The 20758-nt window shown below is 55.5% G+C and carries 20 protein-coding genes; 11 read left to right on the forward strand and 9 right to left on the reverse strand.

Annotated elements, in window-relative coordinates; translation table 11 throughout:
• Positions 1–26: 26 nt before the first annotated feature.
• Entirely contained in the window at positions 27–818 is a 792-nt protein-coding gene (locus MUN82_RS16950) for an ABC transporter ATP-binding protein (RefSeq protein WP_245092372.1), read from the forward strand.
• A gap of 165 nt (positions 819–983) precedes the next feature.
• On the opposite strand, the gene MUN82_RS16955 is transcribed toward MUN82_RS16950, so the two are convergent.
• From MUN82_RS16955 to MUN82_RS16970, 4 genes are all read right to left on the reverse strand, one after another.
• On the reverse strand, positions 984–2153 hold the full coding sequence (locus tag MUN82_RS16955) for a lycopene cyclase family protein (RefSeq protein WP_245092374.1): 1170 nt from the start codon (positions 2151–2153) through the stop codon (positions 984–986).
• A gap of 61 nt (positions 2154–2214) precedes the next feature.
• Positions 2215–2856, reverse strand: coding sequence for an RBBP9/YdeN family alpha/beta hydrolase (locus MUN82_RS16960; RefSeq protein ID WP_245092376.1), 642 nt, complete (start codon positions 2854–2856; stop codon positions 2215–2217).
• A 297-nt stretch (positions 2857–3153) separates the two neighbouring features.
• Positions 3154–4017, reverse strand: a complete 864-nt coding sequence (locus MUN82_RS16965) for an LOG family protein (RefSeq protein WP_245092378.1) — start codon at positions 4015–4017, stop codon at positions 3154–3156.
• A gap of 245 nt (positions 4018–4262) precedes the next feature.
• Entirely contained in the window at positions 4263–5525 is a 1263-nt protein-coding gene (locus MUN82_RS16970; protein ID WP_245092380.1) for an ABC transporter permease, read from the reverse strand.
• 223 nt (positions 5526–5748) lie between these two features.
• On the opposite strand from MUN82_RS16970, the gene queA reads away from it, so the two are divergent.
• From queA to MUN82_RS17015, 9 genes are all read left to right on the forward strand, one after another.
• Positions 5749–6798, forward strand: coding sequence for a tRNA preQ1(34) S-adenosylmethionine ribosyltransferase-isomerase QueA (queA, locus tag MUN82_RS16975; protein WP_245092382.1), 1050 nt, complete (start codon positions 5749–5751; stop codon positions 6796–6798).
• Positions 6799–6887: 89 nt separating this feature from the next.
• On the forward strand, positions 6888–7658 hold the full coding sequence (locus MUN82_RS16980; RefSeq protein WP_245092384.1) for a 2-C-methyl-D-erythritol 4-phosphate cytidylyltransferase: 771 nt from the start codon (positions 6888–6890) through the stop codon (positions 7656–7658).
• Positions 7659–7794: 136 nt separating this feature from the next.
• Positions 7795–8478: a cytochrome b/b6 domain-containing protein gene (locus MUN82_RS16985; RefSeq protein ID WP_245092386.1), complete on the forward strand. Its 684-nt coding sequence runs from the start codon at positions 7795–7797 to the stop codon at positions 8476–8478.
• Complete coding sequence (locus tag MUN82_RS16990) at positions 8475–9251, forward strand: molybdopterin-dependent oxidoreductase (protein WP_245092388.1); 777 nt, start codon at positions 8475–8477, stop codon at positions 9249–9251. The genes MUN82_RS16985 and MUN82_RS16990 overlap by 4 nt, the downstream gene beginning before the upstream one ends.
• Positions 9252–9334: 83 nt before the next feature.
• The gene (locus MUN82_RS16995; RefSeq protein ID WP_245092390.1) at positions 9335–9949 is read left to right on the forward strand and encodes a DUF4142 domain-containing protein; all 615 of its coding nucleotides are present in this window, start codon (positions 9335–9337) and stop codon (positions 9947–9949) included.
• Positions 9950–9999: 50 nt separating this feature from the next.
• Complete coding sequence (locus MUN82_RS17000; protein WP_245092392.1) at positions 10000–10242, forward strand: hypothetical protein; 243 nt, start codon at positions 10000–10002, stop codon at positions 10240–10242.
• Between the two features lie 36 nt (positions 10243–10278).
• Positions 10279–10884, forward strand: coding sequence for a DUF4142 domain-containing protein (locus tag MUN82_RS17005; RefSeq protein WP_245092394.1), 606 nt, complete (start codon positions 10279–10281; stop codon positions 10882–10884).
• Between the two features lie 93 nt (positions 10885–10977).
• A complete protein-coding gene (locus MUN82_RS17010) occupies positions 10978–11571 on the forward strand; it encodes a DUF4142 domain-containing protein (protein WP_245092396.1) in 594 nt (197 codons plus the stop codon).
• A 232-nt stretch (positions 11572–11803) separates the two neighbouring features.
• Entirely contained in the window at positions 11804–12412 is a 609-nt protein-coding gene (locus MUN82_RS17015) for a DUF4142 domain-containing protein (RefSeq protein WP_245092398.1), read from the forward strand.
• Positions 12413–12419: 7 nt separating this feature from the next.
• On the opposite strand, the gene MUN82_RS17020 is transcribed toward MUN82_RS17015, so the two are convergent.
• From MUN82_RS17020 to uvrA, 5 genes are all read right to left on the reverse strand, one after another.
• The gene (locus tag MUN82_RS17020) at positions 12420–13919 is read right to left on the reverse strand and encodes a hypothetical protein (RefSeq protein ID WP_245092400.1); all 1500 of its coding nucleotides are present in this window, start codon (positions 13917–13919) and stop codon (positions 12420–12422) included.
• Between the two features lie 18 nt (positions 13920–13937).
• Positions 13938–14870: a hypothetical protein gene (locus tag MUN82_RS17025; RefSeq protein WP_245092402.1), complete on the reverse strand. Its 933-nt coding sequence runs from the start codon at positions 14868–14870 to the stop codon at positions 13938–13940.
• The gene (locus MUN82_RS17030; RefSeq protein ID WP_245092404.1) at positions 14867–15553 is read right to left on the reverse strand and encodes a hypothetical protein; all 687 of its coding nucleotides are present in this window, start codon (positions 15551–15553) and stop codon (positions 14867–14869) included. Before MUN82_RS17030 ends, MUN82_RS17025 begins: the two co-directional genes overlap by 4 nt.
• The gene (locus tag MUN82_RS17035; RefSeq protein WP_245092406.1) at positions 15550–16092 is read right to left on the reverse strand and encodes an RNA polymerase sigma factor; all 543 of its coding nucleotides are present in this window, start codon (positions 16090–16092) and stop codon (positions 15550–15552) included. Before MUN82_RS17035 ends, MUN82_RS17030 begins: the two co-directional genes overlap by 4 nt.
• Positions 16093–16265: 173 nt before the next feature.
• Positions 16266–19238 carry an excinuclease ABC subunit UvrA gene (gene uvrA / locus MUN82_RS17040; RefSeq protein ID WP_245092408.1) on the reverse strand — a complete coding sequence of 991 codons (2973 nt, stop codon included), beginning with the start codon at positions 19236–19238 and terminating at the stop codon, positions 16266–16268.
• A 207-nt stretch (positions 19239–19445) separates the two neighbouring features.
• On the opposite strand from uvrA, the gene MUN82_RS17045 reads away from it, so the two are divergent.
• Positions 19446–20486 carry a hypothetical protein gene (locus MUN82_RS17045; RefSeq protein WP_245092410.1) on the forward strand — a complete coding sequence of 347 codons (1041 nt, stop codon included), beginning with the start codon at positions 19446–19448 and terminating at the stop codon, positions 20484–20486.
• The last annotated feature ends 272 nt before the right edge of the window (positions 20487–20758 follow it).

Consider the following 20758-nt stretch of genomic DNA (forward strand, 5'->3'; position numbering starts at 1 on the left):
TGATGGTTAAATGATTAACTAGCTAAATGGCTGAAATTCTACATACACAAACAGAGAATCAGCCATCTAGCCATTCAGTTATTCAGCCATTACTCATCGAGAATCTGGTTGCGGGGTATGAACAGCGCGTTCTACTCCGCAACCTTTTTTTTGCGGTACCGGGGCCGGCTTTCGTGGCCATTGTAGGGCACAACGGCTGCGGAAAAACCACGCTGTTTCGGGCGCTTACGGGGCGTATTCCGTACCAGGGCACCATCCAGGTAGCGGGGCGCGACCTACGCACCGTGGCGCGGCCAGCTGCCGAGGGCCTGCTGGCCTACCTACCCCAGCGCACCACCGTGGGCTTCCCCATTGCCGTGCGCGAGCTAGTGGTAATGGGCCGCTACCGCCACCACCGTTTCCTGGGTGGCTACTCCACCAGCGACTATGCTCTGGCTGACCAGGCCTTGCAGCAGGTAGGCGCCGCCCACCTCGCCATGCAGGATTTTACGCTGCTTTCTGGCGGCGAGCAGCAGCTAGTGTGGCTGGCCCAGCTCTCGTTGCAGGAAGCTGCGCTGTATTTGCTGGATGAGCCTACCCAGCAGTTAGATGTGTACTACCGCCGCCGCGTGTTTGCTCTGCAACAGCAGTGGGTAGCCGAGCAGAGCAAGACCATTCTCTGCATCACCCACGACCTCGACAACCTCACCAGCTTCCCACCCGGCGGCTACCTGCTCAACCTCTCCCGTACTACCCCTACCCTACTCCCCCTCACGCCAGAGGTAGTTTTGGCTGAAAAAGCGTATTTGGAGAGTGAGGAAAGCTTTGTGAGATGGTAAGTGGTGGATGGTGAGATAGTGAGTAAAAAAAGCGTTTGTCATCCTGAGCTTGCGAAGGACCTTCTCACGTGAGAACGACAAGCGTAACAACGACTCGTTCAACTGGCATAAGGTCCTTCGCTCCGCTCAGGATGACAGACGCCTTTTCTTCACCACTTCACCATTTCACCGCTTCCCCGGTCGGCCGCGAAGCACATGCCAGATAGAGCGCAGAAACGGCCACGGCGGTACCGAATTCATAATCTGGAAATTTTCCCACCACGAGGTCCGTTCATCCAGGAACCGAAGCACGCGCTCTAGGGGGTTGTTGGTAAACAGGTCGGAGAAGATGCGACTAGTGGCTTCGCCGCGGCGCTGCATAATGTCGAGCAGCAGGGTATCGAACCAGTGAAACTGCCACCGGTCGCCGGTGGGGTCGTGGGGCGGGGCGCCTGTTTCGGCCAGGGCCGCCACCAACCGGGCCGTGTGCGCCTGAATGCGCTGGAAAGCATAGCCAGTACTGGGCTTGGCCCGCCCCGCGCGCGTACCCAGGTTGATGATGCGTGCACCGGCCCGCGCTGGTAGCGGATGGTCGGTCATTGGAATGGCGCCTATCTCTTCGGCTTCAATCTGGAAGCTCTCTACCCCCAGCGTATCGCGCAGGTAAGCACGCATGGCTTCTTCGTACTCGGCTTTGGGTAGGATTTCGGCAGAAAACAGCGTGTACTCTACTAGCGCTTTGGTAGTACTAAAGGGCAGCACGTAGATGAAGCGCGCCTCTTGGTGTTGCGCTCCCCGAAAATCCATGAACTCCACCGTAGCTGGGTCGAAGACGGCGCGGTCAGTGGTTACTTCCCACCCTACAAAGTGCTGGAACAAGTAACGGTGCTTATCGGGCCGGCGCGTGAGGGTAGGCGGGCGACTATCGAAAGCGTAGCGAGCCGTGAACTCGCCGGCCGTGGTGGTGGCGTGTACGCCGGTGGGCAACTCCGTGAGGGTTTCTACTCGGCCACGCACCTGTGTCACCTGTGAAGCGGCAGCCAAAGCGGTCCGCGTGAACTGGTAGAAATTCAGCCCCCTAATCATCTTGTAGGTATACTCTTTCAGCGGAAACACCCGGTTCAGCCAAGGGCTACGAAAGGCCAATTGCCGCCACTCGTGGGCCACAATCTCATCGAAGGGGGTAGGCGCAGCCGCCCAGAACGACCACGTGCGGTCATTCTGGTCTTTGGCTTCGGGCTCAATCAGCAATACCCGCTTGCCGCGGAGGCGCGGCTCTTGTGTGATGGCATAGGCCAGGCTAAGCCCGGCCGCGCCGCCACCCACCAGCATGTAGTCGTAATCAGAACTTTCCAAACGCAAACGGCGGCCGGAGTAGACCGGCCGCCGTTGCAAGTTAGACTTCCTGACGTAACTACTACGCCATCATGGGGTGCAGCTTGAGGCCACCGGCCAGGTCGCGCACGGCATCGCGCACATCCAGGTCCAGTTCGGAGCTGAAGTGCTGCCGGCCTGATAAGATGCTCACCTGCGACTGGAGGCGCTCCACCCACAGCTGCTCGTTTTCTTTGTAGCCAGAGGTGTAGGGGTCGTCGTCGGAAAGTAATACCATCAGCTTGTCCTCCGGAATCAGGGTGCGGGCAGCCTCATAGTCGACGGGGGCGTGCATCCAGTTCAGAATATCCTGCCAGGGGCTATCTACTGAAAACCAACCGGCTACGCACAGCACGCCACCTATTTTGCGAGGTTTCTCTTCTTCCTTCGCCACGCTGGCCAGGTAGTGCAGAATGGCCAAACAGCCCACGCTGTGTCCTACCAGAATCACGTTTTCGTTGAGTTGAGCGGGGGGTAGCACTTCGCGCAAATAATCTACGGCACGCTCAATGACAGGCAAATCCCAAGCTGGCATGTTTAGCGCCCGCACTTGATAGTTGATGCCATCCTCTTCGGCAGCGGCGGCCAATTGGCTGCCTAACCAAGGATACCAGTCGTTATCGGCAGCGCCCGCCCAGCGCGGAACGATGTAAATGGTCTTCGTAGTGGAAGTAGTAGTGGGCATGGTGGGTAGGATTTGTTTAGAGAATGTATATACTACAAAAGCAGTGTAGCTGGATTCCCGCTTTGCAAAAAAGATTCCATTTTTGAAATGAAGCTTACACTATACACACCCTTTTAAAATACCACCACTCATCTTCGTAACATATCAAAAACACAGTTTTATATGTCTTATAAAGTATTTTATATAATTTTACTCACCATAACCCGCTTTCACCTTCTTGTAAAAACAATAAAACCCACCACTTCCTCAGAAGAGAAAATAGCAGGTTTTATCCTATAACGAGAAAATCGCTTCAGCTTAGAAGTTGGGCGACAGCAAGTACTTGGAGTAGAAGTCGTCGATAATCTTTACCGCCGATTCGGCGTCGTCTACGATCTGCACCAGTTGTAGGTCTTCGGGCGAAATGTTGCTTTCCTCGTGCAGCATCACATCCTCAATCCACTTAAACAAACCGTTCCAGTAGGCCGAGCCGACCAATACGATGGGGAAACGCCCGATTTTCTTGGTCTGAATTAGCGTCATGGCTTCAAACAGCTCGTCGAGGGTGCCGAAGCCGCCGGGCATCCCGATAAAGCCCTGCGAATACTTCACGAACATTACCTTGCGCACGAAGAAGTAATCGAAGTTGATAATCTTATCGGAGTCGATGTAGATGTTGTGGAACTGCTCGAAGGGCAACTCAATATTGAGGCCCACCGACTTACCGCCTTCGGCGCGGGCGCCTTTGTTACCGGCCTCCATAATGCCGGGGCCGCCGCCCGTGATGACGCCGTAGCCGTGGCGCACCAGCTTGGCCGCAATTTCCTCGGCCATCTTGTAATAGGGATTCTCGGGTTTGGTGCGCGCCGAGCCGAAGATGCTTACGCACGGTCCGATTTTGCTCAGCTTCTCGAAGCCCTCCACAAACTCGGCCATTACTTTGAAGATCTGCCAGGAGTCGGCAATCTTGATTTCGTTCCAGTCCTTATCTACAAACGCGCGCCGGATGCGCTGCTCGTCGTCGAGCTGCACGGTACGCTGGCCGTGGGTTTGCTCACGGATGTCGCTGATGGTCTTGGCTTTGTTATCATTGGCGTCGGGACGCACAATGGTTTTGCCGCTGCCCGCATTCAGGGTTTCATCGGCAATCTTGGTTTTGCTGTTCTTGGTAATTTTTGACATAGCCTGTACTGAAAAAACCATCGGATCGGGCTCACTCGACCGGACGGCAAAGGGGTAAAATAAAAACCGCCCGCACTGGGGCGGGCGGCCAAATGTAGGCCCGGCCAAGTTAACAATTTGTTAACAATAGGTAGTGGATTTGTTATGGGTAAGGACACCCGTAGTTGGACGTCATGCTTCAACTCCGCTATGCTCAGCATGACGTTCTTCTACCCTACCCTGCTCTGGGTGCGTACAACGCGCCCCTACTTCGCCCGGATGGCAATAACGGGGTCTAGGTTGGCAGCTAACACGGCGGGAATGATGCCGGCCAGCATGCCAATAACCACCGACACCGTGAGGCCCAACGTGATATTGCCAGCCGATAGGAACAGCGGCATGGCATCCTGCGGAATGGCCGTTATCAGGAACACCAAGAAAATGCCGGCCCCGCCGCCCAATAGGCACAGAAATACGGCTTCAAACAGAAACTGAAACAGGATAAAGTAGTTTTTGGCGCCCAGCGACTTCTGAATACCGATGATGTTGGTGCGCTCCTTCACCGACACAAACATGATGTTGGCAATGCCAAAGCCGCCTACCAGCATGGCAAAACTGCCAATTACCGCTCCCGCTACCCCTATCACCGAAAACAACGACGTAATGGCGTTGGCCAGCATTTCGGGACGGTTCAGAGAGAAGTTGTCTTCCTGCCGGGGCTTGAGGCCGCGGATGGTGCGCATCAGCCCCTGCACTTCCGATTCGAGGTTGAGCAGGCCGGGGTCGGCGTCTACCCCCTTCACGCCGATGGTAGGCGTGACGCCCCCACCGCCGCCACTGGCAATAGCGAATATTTTGGTAAACATGCCAAACGGAATCAGGCAGTTGGCGTCGTTGCTGGGCGTATCGAGCAGCTTCTTGCCTTCCTTCTGCAACACCCCAATCACCGTGAAGGTGAAACCTTTAGCTTTAAACGTTTGCCCCAGGGCCGACCGATTGGGAAACAAGTTTTCGGCAATATCAGCACCGATGATGGCCACGCTCCGAGCCGACTCCACCTCCTGGGGCGTGAAGTAGCGCCCCTCGGCTAGCGGCACGTCCGACACAACGTAAAAATCATAGCTGACGCCCTCCAGGCTACAGCTCGTCATGCTGTTGCTACCCGCCTTAAAGGTGTTGCCGCTGGTGTTGGCAAAGATGGCTACTCCTTTGTTGCTGCTAGGGCTAAGGCTGCGCTGCAAGGCCCGAAACTCGCGCACGGTGGGCACGGGGCGGTTGAAATATTTCCACCACGGGGTGCCCGGCCCAAAAGACCACGGCCACTTATTTACATAAATCACCTTATCGCCCACAAAGCTCATGCTCTGGCGCACGTTGGCCTCCAGCGAATCCACCACCGCAAACACTGAGATAATGGAGAAGATACCTACTGTAACACCCAGCAGCGACAGAACAGTGCGCAGCAAATTCCCCTTCAGGGCATCCCACGCAAAACGGAAACTCTCGAAGGTCAGACGCAGGGCTTTCATGGGATAAAAGTAGAGTAGGAGGCAATAAAAAATAAAGATGGGTCCAAGGAATGAATTTATTGCACAAAGTAGCCCACGTGCGTGTTGATTATAGTGCAGCTCAACTGGCCGCAGCCAGAAAAGCCGAAGCCTTTCTCACTGAGCTACTGCTTATCCGGCGAATTTATGTACTTTTGCCGGCTCAAATTTTCGTTACTTCCCCTACTATTGCCCATACCTGCCCATGAAACTTTCTGAGTTCAAGTTTGATCTGCCCGAAAACCTGGTGGCGCAGCATCCGGCCAAAAACCGCGACGAGTCGCGCCTGATGGTGCTACACCGCGACAGTGGCAAGATTGAGCACCGCGTTTTCAAGGATATTATCGAGTATTTCGACGAGGGCGACGTATTTGTACTCAACGACACCAAAGTATTTCCGGCACGCCTATATGGCAACAAGGAAAAGACGGGTGCCAAAATAGAGGTGTTCCTACTGCGCGAGCTGAACCAGGAAATTCACCTGTGGGACGTGCTGGTGGACCCCGCCCGCAAAATCCGGGTAGGCAACAAGCTGTACTTCGGCGAGTCTGACATGGTGGCCGAGGTGATTGACAACACCACTTCGCGTGGCCGCACCATCAAGTTTCTGTTTGATGGCTCCGATGAGGAATTCTACAAAGCCCTGCACGACCTAGGCGAGACGCCCCTACCCCGCGAAATCATCACGCGCGACGCCGATGCCCAGGACAAGGACCGTTACCAGACCATCTATGCCAAGCACACGGGTGCCGTGGCTGCTCCGTCGGCGGGTTTGCACTTCACCCGCGAGGTGCTGAAGCGTCTGGAAATCAAAGGCATCGACACGGCGGCCGTAACGCTGCACGTGGGCCTGGGCACCTTTCGCCCCGTAGATGTGGAAGACCTGACCAAGCACAAGATGGATTCGGAGAATTTCATCGTGCCGCAGGAGGCTGCTACTATTGTGAACAAGGCGCTGGATGCTAAGAAGCGAGTGTGCTCGGTAGGTACTACCACCATGCGGGCACTGGAGTCGTCGGTGTCGGCGCACGCTCGTCTGAAGGCCAACGAGGGCTGGACCGACCGCTTCATCTTCCCTCCCTACGAGTTTAAGATTGCTACCTCGCTGCTGACCAACTTCCACACGCCGGAAAGCACGCTGATGATGATGGCTTCGGCCTTTGCTGGCCACGAGTTTCTGATTGAGGCCTACCAAACGGCTATCAAAGAGAAATACAAGTTCTTCAGCTACGGCGACGCCATGCTGATTCTGTAAGTGGGTCATCGTAGGTTCAAGATTTCAGACTTATTGTTCTGATTCCTTAACCCGACTTATATTCCGCCTGTCATCTTTCGCTCCGAAAGATGACAGGCGTTTTTTATTTTCGCTACCCTACCTCTTCCATGCCCGACGATAACCAAGACCCCAAGACCCAAAGCAACCAAGACTTACGCGAAACACCCCGATTTGCTATCCTCGTGGCGGGTGGTAGCGGCACGCGCATGGGCGCTGCTAAGCCTAAGCAGTTTCTGGATTTGCTGGGCGAGCCGGTGCTGTTGCACACGTTGCGCCGATTCTCGGAAACACCATTGCGGGTGCAGCAGTGCGTGGTGGTGCTGCCCGCCGAGCAATTCTCTACCTGGCACCAGCTCTGCGCCGAACACCGGGTGCAACTGCCCCACGCCGTAGTGGCGGGCGGCGCTACTCGCTGGGCTTCGGTGCGCAACGGCTTGGCCTACCTCGCCGACCAGAGCAGTGGTACCGTAGCTGTGCATGATGGTGTGCGGCCCTTGGTGCCGGCCTCGGTGATTGAAGAGTGCTTTGCTACAGCCGAGGCGCATGGCACCGCCGTGGCCGCCGTAGTACCCAAAGACTCGGTGCGCAACTTATCGCAGCAGGGCTCTTATGCCTTGGACCGTGCCCGTCTGCGCCTCGTACAAACGCCGCAGTGCTTTGAATTAGAGCTGTTGCGTCGTGCCTACCAGCTTCCCGAGCTGCCTACCTTCACCGACGATGCCAGCGTGGTAGAGGATTTGCACCCCATCCAACTCGTGTCCGGCGACTACCGCAACCTCAAGATTACGACCCCCGAGGACTTACTATTGGCCGAAGCCATTCTGCGCAGCACTACGTAAGTGGAGGCACCATCATTCTATGTCTCGTCGTTGCTGAACTGATGCTGTTTGTCCGAACGGCGCAGACGTAGCGCTCAACGCTGATGCACAAAATGCTGTGCCTCTATGCCGTATACAGTCTCAACCGTTCTCCGCCATGAAAAAGCTGCGCGAAAAACATCCGTTGGCTATCCGCTGGTTTCACTGGATCAACTTTCCGGTGCTGGCCGTGATGATGTGGAGCGGTCTGCTCATTTACTGGGCCAACGACGTATACCGCATTGGTTGGGGTGATACGACCGTATTCAAGTTTTTCCCGCAGTCGTTTTATGAGGCGCTGCACGTGCCATTTCAGCTGGCGAAGGGCATGGCCTGGCACTTTGTGGTGATGTGGTTGTTTGTGCTGAACGGCATTGCCTACGTGCTTTACACGCTGATTTCGGGGGAGTGGCGCTACCTAGTGCCAGGCCGCCATGCCCTGCGCGAGGCGTGGCAAGTGGTGCTGCACGATTTGGGCATCCGCAAGGCACCGCTGCCCGCACGCAAATACAACGCCGCCCAGCAAATTGCCTACTCTGCCGTGGTGCTGATGGGGGTAGGCTCGGCCCTCACAGGCTTTGCTATTTACAAGCCCACTCAACTGGCCGGACTTACTACCCTGCTGGGTGGCTACGAGTGGGCGCGGGCCGAGCACTTTATCCTGACGCTGGGCTACGTATTGTTCTTTGTAGTGCATGTGGCGCAGGTAGTACGGGCCGGCTGGAACAACTTCCGCTCGATGGTAGCTGGCTTTGAATTGGTAGACACACCCGCTTCTTCCTCCAACTCTACCCGCCCATGAGCACTCCTCAACGCCCTACCCCCGACGACGCTGTAGAGCAGGAAGCGTCCCGACGCTCCCGCCGGGCTTTCCTGACGGCGGGCTTAGCCTCACTGGCTGCGCTGGGCGGCTGGCGCTGGCTTGCAACGCGCCCCACCGACGACGGTGCCCTGTGGCCCCTACGCAGCGTGCTGGACGCGAACGGTAAGATTTCCAGAGAGTTTCTGAGCAATGCCGATTTGGCGCCGGTGTTTCCGCGCAGCCGCGCCAAAGCGCCCCGTGTGAATGGCAAGCTAGGGCTGAAAAGTCCGCTGGACGCGGCGGCGTGGCAACTACAGGTGCAGGGCCTGGGCCCCAATGGTCCTACCCCGGTACGCACGTTTTCGCTGGCTGACATCCGGGCCCTACCCCGCGTGGAGATGACCACCGAACTGAAGTGCATTGAGGGCTGGAGCGTGGTGGTGCACTGGGTCGGGGCGCGCTTCTCTGATTTCGTGACGCACTACCAGTTGGCCTCAGCCACCGACTTGGCGCCCTACGTACACCTCGTGACGCCCGACCAACAATACTACGTGGGCCTAGACATGCAGAGCGCGCTGCACCCCCAAACCCTGCTGTGCTACGAGATGAATGGCCAGCCACTAACGTCGGAGCACGGCGCCCCCCTGCGCTTAGTAACGCCGCTAAAGTACGGCATCAAGCACATCAAGCGCATCGGCAGCATTGCTTTTACGGCTCAACGACCAGCCGATTATTGGGCGCAGCGCGGCTACGATTGGTACTCAGGCCTGTAGAAGCCCGACCGTAGCAAACGGCGTCCATTTTACCCGACTAGCTTAAACCAAACTACCACCCCGGAGGGCGCGTATAGCAGGGCATGGCTCTCCCTACCCTCCTCCCAGTCTACCGCCGTTTGCTGCCGCTGCTCATGGCAGGTGGCTGCACGTTGCTGCTGCATGCTTGCTCGCCGGGTGCCAACAGCGACGACCCCGTAGCCGCCGCTCTAGCACAAAACGAAAAGCGCATCGACGACCTCGACATCACTAAAAAGCAAAAACAGGATGCCACGTTTATGGTGAATGCCGCAGCCGATGGCATTCTCAACCAGCAACTAGCCACCGTGGCCCTGCAACGCGCCGCTACCCCCAGCGTGCGCAACCTGGCCCAGAACCTGCTCAATCAGTACATCAAAATGACTGGGGAACTGAAAACGCTGGCCGGTCGGAAGGGCATTACGCTACCCGAAGCATTAGGGGCCGAACGCCAGGAAGTGTACAAGAACCTGTCGGCTCTTACGGGCACGACCTTCGACAAAAAATATAGTGCGGCGATAGTCGATGGCCAAAAGAAAGCCGTAGACTCCTTCAAAGACCTCAGCGAGGACGCCTACGATGGCGACATCCGCGGGTTTGCCGCCAAATATTTACCTGTGTTGCAGCAGCAAGTGGCTCAGGCCCAGCAAGTGCAAGACGAGGTTGAAAAACTGCCTTAACACTACTCTCCCCTCCGCTCTTTTCCACACCATTTCACTTTTCTTTTCTGATGACGTATCGTATTCTGACCGGCCTGACTCTGGCCGCCGCTCTATCCCTCTCGGCTTGCAGCAACGCCGAAAAACGCACTGATGGCACCGCCGGCGAAGCGGTAAGTGACATTGATAAGGCTGCTGAAGAAGGCGGCGTGCAGGCCGATGCTGTAGTAATCGACAATAACGCTGGTCCTACCGTTACACCCTCCGCCGCCGACTCAGCCGCGCTGGATAAGAGCGCTACTACTCAGCCTTAAGCTCCTCTTTCCCCTCCACCCTATCCTTTCTTTCTGATGAAACGCATGCTGTTTGCCCCGCTATGCGCGGTGGCGCTGCTAGCGGCTACAACCAGCTGCACATCCAACGGCGACTCCGTAGATCAGGCCCAGAAAACCAACGAAGCCCGCCACGAAAACGCCACCGCCAACACGGAAATGGGCGACGTAAAGCAGGACAAAAAGGATTTTGACTCCGACTTTATGACCAAAGCTGCCAGTGGTGGCATGCTGGAGGTAGAGCTAGGCCGCTTGGTAGCGCAGCAAGGTGCTACCCCCGAGGGCAAGCAGTTTGGCCAGCACATGGTGGACGACCACAGCAAAGCCAACGAGGAACTGAAAGCCCTAGCTGCCCGCAAGAACATGACGCTGCCTAGTACGCTTGGCGAAGACCACCGCGAAGTGCTAGATGACGTGACGGACGAAAAAGGAGTGGATATGGACAAAAAGTACCTCAAGGAAATGGTGAAAGACCACGAGGAGGACGTGAAAGAATACACCGAAGCCTCGGTCCGTGCCAGCGACCCGGATATCAAAGCCTTTGCGGCCAAGAATGTCCCCATTCTGAAAGAACATTTATCGATGGCACAACGCATGCAAGCGGCCGTCGAGCAGCGCAAGTAACTCTACCCTTTCTCTTTTTATTTTTTGTCTTCTTAATTCCTGTTCTTCCACATGAAAGCTTCTCTTTTAACACTCGTATGCGCTGGCGCTCTAATGGCATCTGCGTGCGGCAACAATGAATCGGCTGCTACCTCCGATTCGGCTATGAACGCCGATAACAGCACCATGGCCGACAACAACACCATGAACGATACCAGCGCAATGGCCGCCGATGCCCCAGCCATGAACATGGCCTCTGATACGGCTACTGCACCCCACGCCACCGACGAAGAGTTTATGAAATCGGCTGCGCACAGCGACCAGAACGAAATTCAACTCAGCAAATTGGTGCTTGAGAAAGGCGTAACAGGCATGGCGAAGGACCACGCCAACCAGATGGTGACCGACCATACTAAGTCGACTACCGATCTGAAAGCTATTGCGCAGAAGAAAAATGTGACCCTACCCACCGACATGGATGCCGCGCATAAGGCTATAGCTACTACTATGGGAAAGCTCTCAGGCAAGGACCTGGAAACGCAGTATATGCAGCAGATGGTGTTAGACCACCAGAAAACGCTGAACACCATGCAGGCCCACGACAAGATGACGCAGGACGCCGACTTGAAAGGGTTCATTTCCAAAACGTCGCCCGTGGTGCAGAGCCACTTGACTATGTTTAAGCAACACGCTGGCGGTGCTATGTAAAGCTGCTTAGCTGATTATTGGAAAAGCCGCTACCCTTCGGGTAGCGGCTTTTCTGTTGTAAGGGTAATATAGTTAGCCAATGCAACCCATCCTATTGCACCATAAATAACTAACGAATAACTATTTATAAGCTACATAGGCAAATCATGTTGCAACATATATTGACCACAATCAGTATAGCACAACAACTAGATGCTACTATGCTGGTAGCATCGCATCATGCTCACTGTCTATGAAATCGACTACAACATATCTTCTTGGAGCCTTACTGGTTGGTTCTTTTTCACTAGCTACCGCGCCACCTGCCCAAGCACAGAAGAAGCCCGTGAAAGAGGCCGAAAAAATCAATAAAAAGCGCAACAAGCTACAAGCCGATTCCTCACCTTACTCCAAAGACCAACTGCAATATGATGCTGAATTTGCCGTAGCGGCCTCTAGTAGCAACATGCTGGAAATAGCACTTGGCAAGTTGGCCCAGCAAAAGGCCATTGCTATGGAAGTGAAAGAGTGGGGTAAACGTATGGAGCAGGAGCACGGCCAGGCTGAGCAGCAACTCCAAGCCATTGCCGAGCGCGCCCACATTGCCCTACCCCAGATGATGGGCAAGGAGGACCGTGACATCTATGATGACATCGACGACCGGAAGTACTTTGGCTTCGATAAGAAATATATGCGCGACCTACAGGAGCTACACAAACGTACCATCGCCCGCTTCGCTGATGCCGCCGCAAAAGCCTCTAACCCAGAGCTGCGCACCTACGCCACCGAGATGCTGCCCAAGCTACGCGAGCACGAGGAAATAACAGCCCAGCTGTTTGAAAGAGCTAGTGATAGGAAGTAGCATATCGTTAGCGATAACCAAATCGGTAGCGCAATCCAAAGGTGAAGCCACCCGCCAGGAAAGAGCCGGACTGTAAATAAGGAGAGTTTGGCTGCAAATCCTCTTGGCTTGTCCGGAAGCCAGTACGCAGATCCTTGTTGAGCATGATTTCAGTGACGGCCTGCACCCGGCGGCGGCGCCCGAAAGCATAGCTAGCATCGAGGCCCAGCGCGGCGTGCACGCCAAATGCCTGGCGCCGAAACCCGAACGTTTCTTGACTCGTGACCTGTCGGTTGACAATAGCGTACTCGCGGAAGGTAACTGACGACCACACGGGTATTATGCCGCCTAGTGCATCGAACTGTAAGCGGCGCAGGAAGTCCGGTGTGAGCGAATAGCGAACTAGCACCGGTAAGGCAAAACCCCGCTCTTTCACCCTTTGGTTGGGCACGCTGATTGTGTCGCTGGGGGTAGCAAAAACAGTTCCCACTGGTTCATCATTAAACGTTTCGCCATACTGAAACCCGAGTTGGACAGCCCAGCGCGGTGCCACGTAGTAGCCGGCATACATATAAGGTATTGGGCCCGCCGATACATATTGTGCATACACGCCATACCCATCGCGGTAAGTAGTGGGGTAGGTAGTGGTTTGGGTTTCGGTAGGCGTCGTTTTGATGACAGTGGTGGGGTAGGGCGTTTTCTTAGAGTAGCGCACGCGGTAGAAGTTGCCGCCTATTTCGGCACCCGCATAGAACCGAGGGCGCAACGTGGCAACTTCGCTGGCTTTTGATCGGGGCTTGCTGTATGAAACTGGCTGTGGTCCTAGCGCGAGACCTATACGCACACTACCGCTTATACCTACCTTAGGTTTATCCACCAACAGCATAGCTACCCCCATGTTGGCATCTACAAAGCCTCGATGGCCCAGGCGACGTTGCAGGCCGTAGAGCAGCGCCACATCAGTAGTTACAAACCGCTGTTCGTCATTGCGGTACAGGAAATAAGGTGTTTCGCGGGCTCCCTTACCCACCCCAGCGCCCACTGCTAGAGCTAAATAATTAGCCGAAAAATTACTGACGTTCTTACCCTGCAATAAGCGACGCTCTAGGTTGTAGTAATAACGCCCGGTTGCTTGCAGGCGAAGATCGAGACGCCGCTGGCTTTCGGCAGTAGCATTGGGGCGGTAGGAACCAAGAGCCGGACTGACCTCGCCCAACACCGACCACGCTGGGTCATGTAGCTTATGCTCGTAGGCTACGTGCAGACCATAGCGGGTGTAGCGTGTGCCTTCCTCAAACACATGGTGGTAGGCCATAAAATTATTCAGGCCTAGTTTCCAAAGACTACGCTGCTCTTTCGGCACTTGCAATGGCGCATTGGCCGGTGGTGGGGTGGCTATTTCCTCGCTGTAGCGCAGACGTGTGGTATCGGGCGCTGGTTGTTGGGCCGCAGCCTCAAACACAGGTCTAACCAGTAGAGCGGCCCAAAGCAGGAGCTGCCACCCACGAAAACAATATAGAGCAGTCATAAGAAGAAAGCTTTAGGCTTAAAATTGAGTGGAAAGCAACTGAGTTTGTAAGATCAGGGAGGAGTAGGAGGTACTTGCCCGCACCAGAGGCTGAGTGCCAGACGCCGGTTTGGTGGTGAGGGAGGCACGGCTGGCAGCTCCTTTTTTGGCAGCAGCGTAGGCAGGCGGCACCACGAGCTGCCCTTGCAATACATTGAGCTGATAGGCAAATAGCGCGGGCTCAGCTGCACTAATGATAACCTTTGTGCGGTCGGCCTCTACTGTAAGCTTGCGTAGCTCCGCCGCAGGCTGCACCTGTATACTGCCGTAGTAATTGCGCACGAAGCAGCTTCCTCCCAGCCCCAGCAGCTGCACCGCCGATTTATTGGCTTCGCAGATGAAATCGGCGTGTACATTGGTGGCCACCAAGTCGGCGTAGCGGATGGTGGCGGAGAGTGAACCGCGCAGGTCACGCAGAGAAATCTGCCCAAAGTTTTGCTCCAACTTTTGTTCCCCATTGAGACCAGCCAAGGTAGTTTGCCCATATGTATTGGCGGCTTGTAGCGGATTACTGGCAGGCATCATCACCGTGTATTCAGCGCGCAGGTCGCTTTGCACAGTGGGCGCCCCAGAGGGTAGGGAAAAGAAGTTGATCAGGTTGATGGCACTCGCATTTTCCTGCAAGCGGTATTGCGCCGCGGCTAAGTCACGCTCGGCTACGGCGCGGTCGGGGTGGCGGGCGCTTAGGCGCAGCACCACTTCCACAGTAGGTTTATCCCAGCCCTGCACGCGTAAAGTGGCCTTCTCAGCCTGAATACGTACCAGCATATTGGGTTTGCCTATCCACCGCTGCTCTAGTGTGCGAGTTACCACTTGCACTTTTTGCTGTGCCTGAGTTCCGAGACAACTCAGTAGCCAGAGCAACATCAGCAGCATACCCGCACGATAGCGGTTTCGTACTATCCTGTTCATGAGATAAGAAGTTGAACCAACTCGCGGGTGAGCGTGGCGCGTAGCGTAGTTAGTTGCACTTGTTGCCGCACTAGGGCCGGTGACGCACCAAAACGCTGCGCATCCTGCCGGAGCTGCCGCTCCTGTTCTTCTACCTCCGATAGTTGCGCCCGTAGCTCCCGAAACTCATCCGACTGACATACGGTAGGCAGCGAGGTACAATGCGCATCAATGAAATCCTTACCCTCCTGCGCTAGTGGATCAGAAGCTGGAGCAACCCACACAGCGGGAAACGGCGCAGCCACCTCTTCTTCGCTAAACGTGACTGTTTCGTGGGGAACTGCTGCTACCCGTTTGGTAGGGGCAATAGGCCGCAGCCACCACACACCAAGTAGCAGCAGGATAACGGCGGCTATACTTGCTACCCGGCGCCACACATTTGTAGGCCACAACGGCCGGAATACCACAGCGGCTGCTGGTGCTTCAGCTTCATCGAGCCGACTGGTAATAGCGTTCCACAACGCATCATCAGGCTCGTGTGCTGGCAATGTGGGTATGGCCTGGGCAATAGCTGCTTCAGCATCTAGTTGCGCCGCAATATGCAGCCAGGTAGCCGCTTCAGGCTCGTGCGAGGGTAGGCCGGCTACTGCCCGGCGCAGATGCTCGCGCCCGGTTTCTTCGGGTGGTATGGGAAAATCACTCATCGGTACAAATGCTGAAGTTTGCGTTGCAGCAACCGCTTAGCATGATATAGCTGCGACTTGCTGGTGCCCTCCGTGATACCGAGCAGTTCGGCGGCCTCGCGATGGGAGTAGCCTTCTACCTCCAGCAGGCAGAAGGTGGCGCGGTAGCCAGCTGGCAACTCGCCGATGGCCTTTTCCAGCGCCTCGCCGGTTAGGCTGTCGTGCCAGGCTACCAGCGGCTCGAGGTGGCTGTCGGGGTCGTAGAGTTCCATGCGCTGCTCGCGCCGGAGCGTAAGCAAAGCTCGCCGCACCACAATGGTGCGAATCCAAGCACCCAGCGTGGACTGTTGCCGGAAGCTGCCCAGTTGCTGAAACACCTGCACGAAAGCGTCCTGCAACGCATCCTGCGCCAAATCCCGACTGTTCAGAATGCGCAGGGCACACGAGAACATGGCGATTTTGTAGCGCTGGTACAGCTGGTACTGCGCCTGCCGGTCGTGCGCCAGGCAGGCAGTGAGCAACTGTTCGTCGGTGAGCGGCAAGGTAGGAGAAGCTAGCACAGAGTGGATAGTTGCCCTAAAGTGCTGCGCCGCCGGGAGAAGGTTGGTTGAGGTAAGAAAATTATTTTAAAACTTGCTTTTTTGAAGCAACATGCGACCAATTCCAGAAGAGTAGTGGACATAAAAAAACCGTCACACACTTCTGCATGACGGTTTCATATGGTTTACTTGTTTTACTCTACTTCCGCATATTTACTTGTTTTCAGCTCCTCTGCCAAAAACTTACCGGTATAGCCCTTCTTCGACTTGGCTACCTGCTCAGGCGTGCCCTGTGCCACGATGGTACCGCCACCGGCGCCACCTTCTGGGCCGATGTCGATGAGGTGGTCGGCTACTTTGATCAGGTCGAGGTTGTGCTCGATGATGAGGACCGTGTTGCCCTTGTCGACCAGCTTTTGCAATACGTCGGAGAGGTGGTTGATGTCCTCGAAGTGCAGGCCAGTGGTTGGCTCGTCGAGGATATAGAAGGTTTGACCAGTGTCTTTCTTGCTGAGCTCAGTGGCCAGTTTTACGCGTTGGGCTTCGCCCCCGCTGAGGGTAGTCGCCTGCTGACCCAGCGTGAGGTAGCCTAGGCCCACGTCATTCAGCGTCTGAATCTTACGCAGAATGCGCGGCTGATACTCGAAGAACTCCACAGCTTTTTCCACCGTCATATCGAGTACGTCGGTGATGCTTTTGCCTTTGAAGCGCACTTCCAGCGTTTCGCGGTTGTATCGGCGGCCTTTGCAGGTTTCGCAGGGCACGTGCACGTCGGGCAGGAAATTCATTTCGATGGTGCGCAGGCCCGCGCCCTCGCAGGTCTCGCAGCGGCCACCCTTCACGTTGAAAGAGAAGCGGCCCGGTCCGTACCCGCGGATTTTCGCCTCCGGCAGCTCGGCAAATAACTGGCGGATTTCGGTCATCACGCCGGTGTAGGTGGCCGGGTTGGAGCGCGGCGTGCGGCCAATTGGCGACTGGTCTACCTCAATCACCTTGTCGATAAAGTCCAGGCCCTCAATGCTGTCGTATTTCAGCGGTTCGCGCTTGGCATTGAAGAAGTGCTGGTTGAGGATAGGGTAGAGCGTGTCGTGGATGAGCGACGACTTGCCCGAGCCCGATACGCCCGTAACGGCAATGAGCTTGCCCAACGGGAACTTGGCCGTCACGTTTTTCAGGTTGTGGCCTTTGGCACCTTTCAGCACCAGTTCTTCGCCGGTGCCTTCGCGCTTTTTCTTGCGCAACTCAATGTGTTTCTGCCCGCTGAGGTATTGCGAGGTGAGGGAGCCAGAGTTGAAAATCTCCGTGGGCGAGCCTTCGGCCACAATGCTACCACCATGAATGCCCGCGCCGGGGCCAATGTCCAGCACATGGTCGGCGTGCATGATCATGTCCTTGTCGTGCTCCACCACAATCACCGAGTTGCCGATGTCGCGCAGATGCTGCAAGGCTTTGATTAGCCGTTCGTTGTCGCGCTGATGCAGACCGATACTGGGCTCGTCCATGATGTACAGCACGCCTACCAGCTGGGTACCAATTTGGGTAGCCAGACGGATGCGTTGAGACTCGCCGCCCGAGAGGGTGCGCACCGAGCGGTGCAGGTCGAGATAATCAAGCCCTACCTCCAGCAGAAAGCCAATGCGCTTGCGGATTTCTTTCAGCAGCTCGCGGGCTATCAGGTTCTGGCGGTCCGAGAGGCGGTCTTCCAGACCTTCAAACCACGCCGATAACTCCTTCACGTCCATCACCGACAGTTCGCCGATGTGCTTATCCGCAATTTTGAAGTGCAGCGACTCCTTTTTTAGACGGTAGCCATGGCACTCGGGGCACTCCTTGGCCTGGGTGTACTGTTGAATCCAGTCCCGAATGTTATCGGAATCAGAATCCATTTGCCGGCGCAAGAAGGGGATGATACCCTCAAACGGCTCTGTGTAGTTGGCCTTCGTGGTATCGGCGTCATCGTCTTCCGGGATGCCGTGAAGCAGGCGTTGCACCAAGTCTTCGGGCAGCTTCTGGATAGGCGTGCTCAGCGAAGCCTTGTGCTTTTTGAGAATGAGCTGGAGCTGCTGGAAAATCCAGATGTCGCGGTACTCGCCCAGCGGCGCAATACCGCCCCGGCTGATGCTCAGCTTCTTGTCCGGCATCACGGTTTCCTCCGTAATTTCCTGTACCTCACCCAGGCCGTTGCAAACAGGGCAGGCGCCGTAGGGCGAGTTGAAGCTAAAGGTGTTCGGCGCGGGGTCGTCGTAGGCGATGCCGGTGGCCGGGTCCATCAGGAAGCGGGAGAAGAACTGGGTGTTGTCCTTCTTCTTATCGGGGTCGAGTACGAGCATGGTGCCTTTGCCCTGGGTAAGGGCGTTCTGCACCGAGCCAGCCAAGCGGTGGCGGTCGTCAGCCTTCACCACCAGCCGGTCAATCACGATTTCGATGTCGTGAATCTTGTAGCGGTCCACCTGCATTTTGGCCGTGATGTCGAGCAGTTCGCCATCCACGCGCACTTTGGTGAAGCCCAGCTTGGCTACTTGCTGGAACAGCTCGCGGTAGTGGCCCTTCCTACCCTTCACCACGGGCGCCAGCACTACCAGCTTCTTGTTGTCGTAGTGCTTGAGGATGTAGTTGATGATCTGGTCGTCGGACTGCCGGATCATTTTCTTGCCCGTCACGTAGCTGAACGCCTCGGCGGTGCGGGCGTAGAACAGACGCAGGAAGTCGTAAATCTCGGTGATGGTGCCGACGGTGGAGCGCGGGTTGCGTGAGGTGGTCTTTTGCTCGATGCTAATCACCGGCGACAAACCCTCAATCTTATCTACATCGGGCCGCTCCAGGCCGCCCATAAAGGAGCGGGCGTAGGCCGAAAACGTCTCCATATAGCGGCGCTGGCCCTCGGCATAAATCGTATCGAACGCCAGCGACGACTTGCCCGAGCCGGAAATGCCGGTGAACACTACTAGCTTGCCCCGCGGAATCTGAATGGAAACGTTTTTCAGGTTGTGCTCCCTCGCGCCGTACACTTCAATGAAGGGCGCTTCGGCGGCAGCCGGGTTGGGATGGTCGTGGCCGTTGGCGGGTAGGGCTACGGCTGCGGCCGTCAGCTCGGCCTCCGCCGTGGCTACTTGTGAAAGAGGAGAAATCGTAGCGGCCGCAACGGCCAGGGCTTTTTTCTTAGCCATGCAAAGCAAGTCAGAATAAGTCTGCAAAGGTACGTAAAACGCAACCGGATGGCTACTCCGAATAGCTTCTTTGCCAGCGGCTTTAGCGCCGAATGGCAAAGAAGCTTTTAGAGCAGATAAGGTGTAACAGCGGAAACCGATGGTTTGTGCCCGCAACCTAGAAGATGCTTTTGCCTCTACCTATCTTTACCCGATATTCTTACCCTTATGCTTCGTCATTTATCCGCTACTGCTTGTGTTTTTTTATTATGCACGGCGCTATTGGCAGGAAATAGCTATGTATGGCTTGTAAATCATGTCCCGAACGGCGACGCAGTTCATTATCTGCTGATGGCCGAAGGGCATTTCGAGCGGGTGAACTCGTTCCACCGCTACCGAGTACTTGTGCCGATGTTGGCCAATGCGCTTGCACAAATTATAGTATGGACGCGCACTATTGGAGGCGGCACATCTACCACTCTCGCTCTCGGTTTTTCTTTTTATGTGCTTAATACGCTATTGCTAGCCAGCGCCAGTACCTTCATCTACCGCACAGCACGAATAGGTGGAGCATCTTTTACCTCTGCATGCTGCGGGGCTCTTGCCGTTATAAGCAGTGGCATGGCCATGTATATAACCGGCTCTGCCCTGATAGATAGCCTAGCCATATGCACTGTCGCTGTTCTTTTCTACGCGCTGACAGCTCGGCATAAATGGTTACTATTCTGTTCTATAGTTATTATGCTGCTCGCAAAGGAGCAATTGGTCGTTCTTCTACCTGTGGCCTTTTACTATGGCCGCTTCGCAAGTTGGATGCAGCGAATAACTGCTATATCCTTATCCTTTCTGCTACTCTTTGTATGTCGTTATCAGCTAGATATCTTATATCCTATAACCCCGCAATCGCCCTCATCGGGTATTGTACAAGTCATGGTATCTCATATACAGGACCACGTGCTATCTACGTGTATATATCTATTCACATGGAAAGGCCTCGGTGATATACTGGTGGCTTTCGGCGGATTTACTCTCCTTATACCGATAGGCTTCACAGGAGGAAAGGCTAGCCGTCGCGCCTGGCTTTCACACATGCCAGCAGTGTCAGGCCCCTTTTTGCTCTGTGTGGTCATCTTCGTACTACTCTCCGGAGATGTTGCCCGTATGACGTTTTATGCAGCGCCATGCTTCGGGGTAGCCATAGCATTGATTTTGCAGTATCATCCCGCCTTCATTGCTCTGAGGCGGCGCCTACTCGCTTCTATTGCATAATCACGCTATTCTATATTTCAAATTTTGCGCGTCTGATAGACAAGTAAGACCTGACAACCGCATACTCGGCACAGATAGGACACCCGCACCGGTTCTGTAATTCGTGCGTTGCTATCTGCTGCCACGTGGTATCGGCGCTGATGCCGGCGGGGCCGGCATTGTATTAGCTGCCAGAAGGGCTTCAATGTAAATCATATCGGCGTCGTGGTTCATGCCAGCGGCAGCTTTCACTTGCCTATCCTGTACGTAGAACGCCAGAAAATCCTGCTTGG

The organism is Hymenobacter aerilatus (assembly GCF_022921095.1).
Taxonomy (GTDB): Bacteria; Bacteroidota; Bacteroidia; order Cytophagales; family Hymenobacteraceae; genus Hymenobacter; species Hymenobacter aerilatus.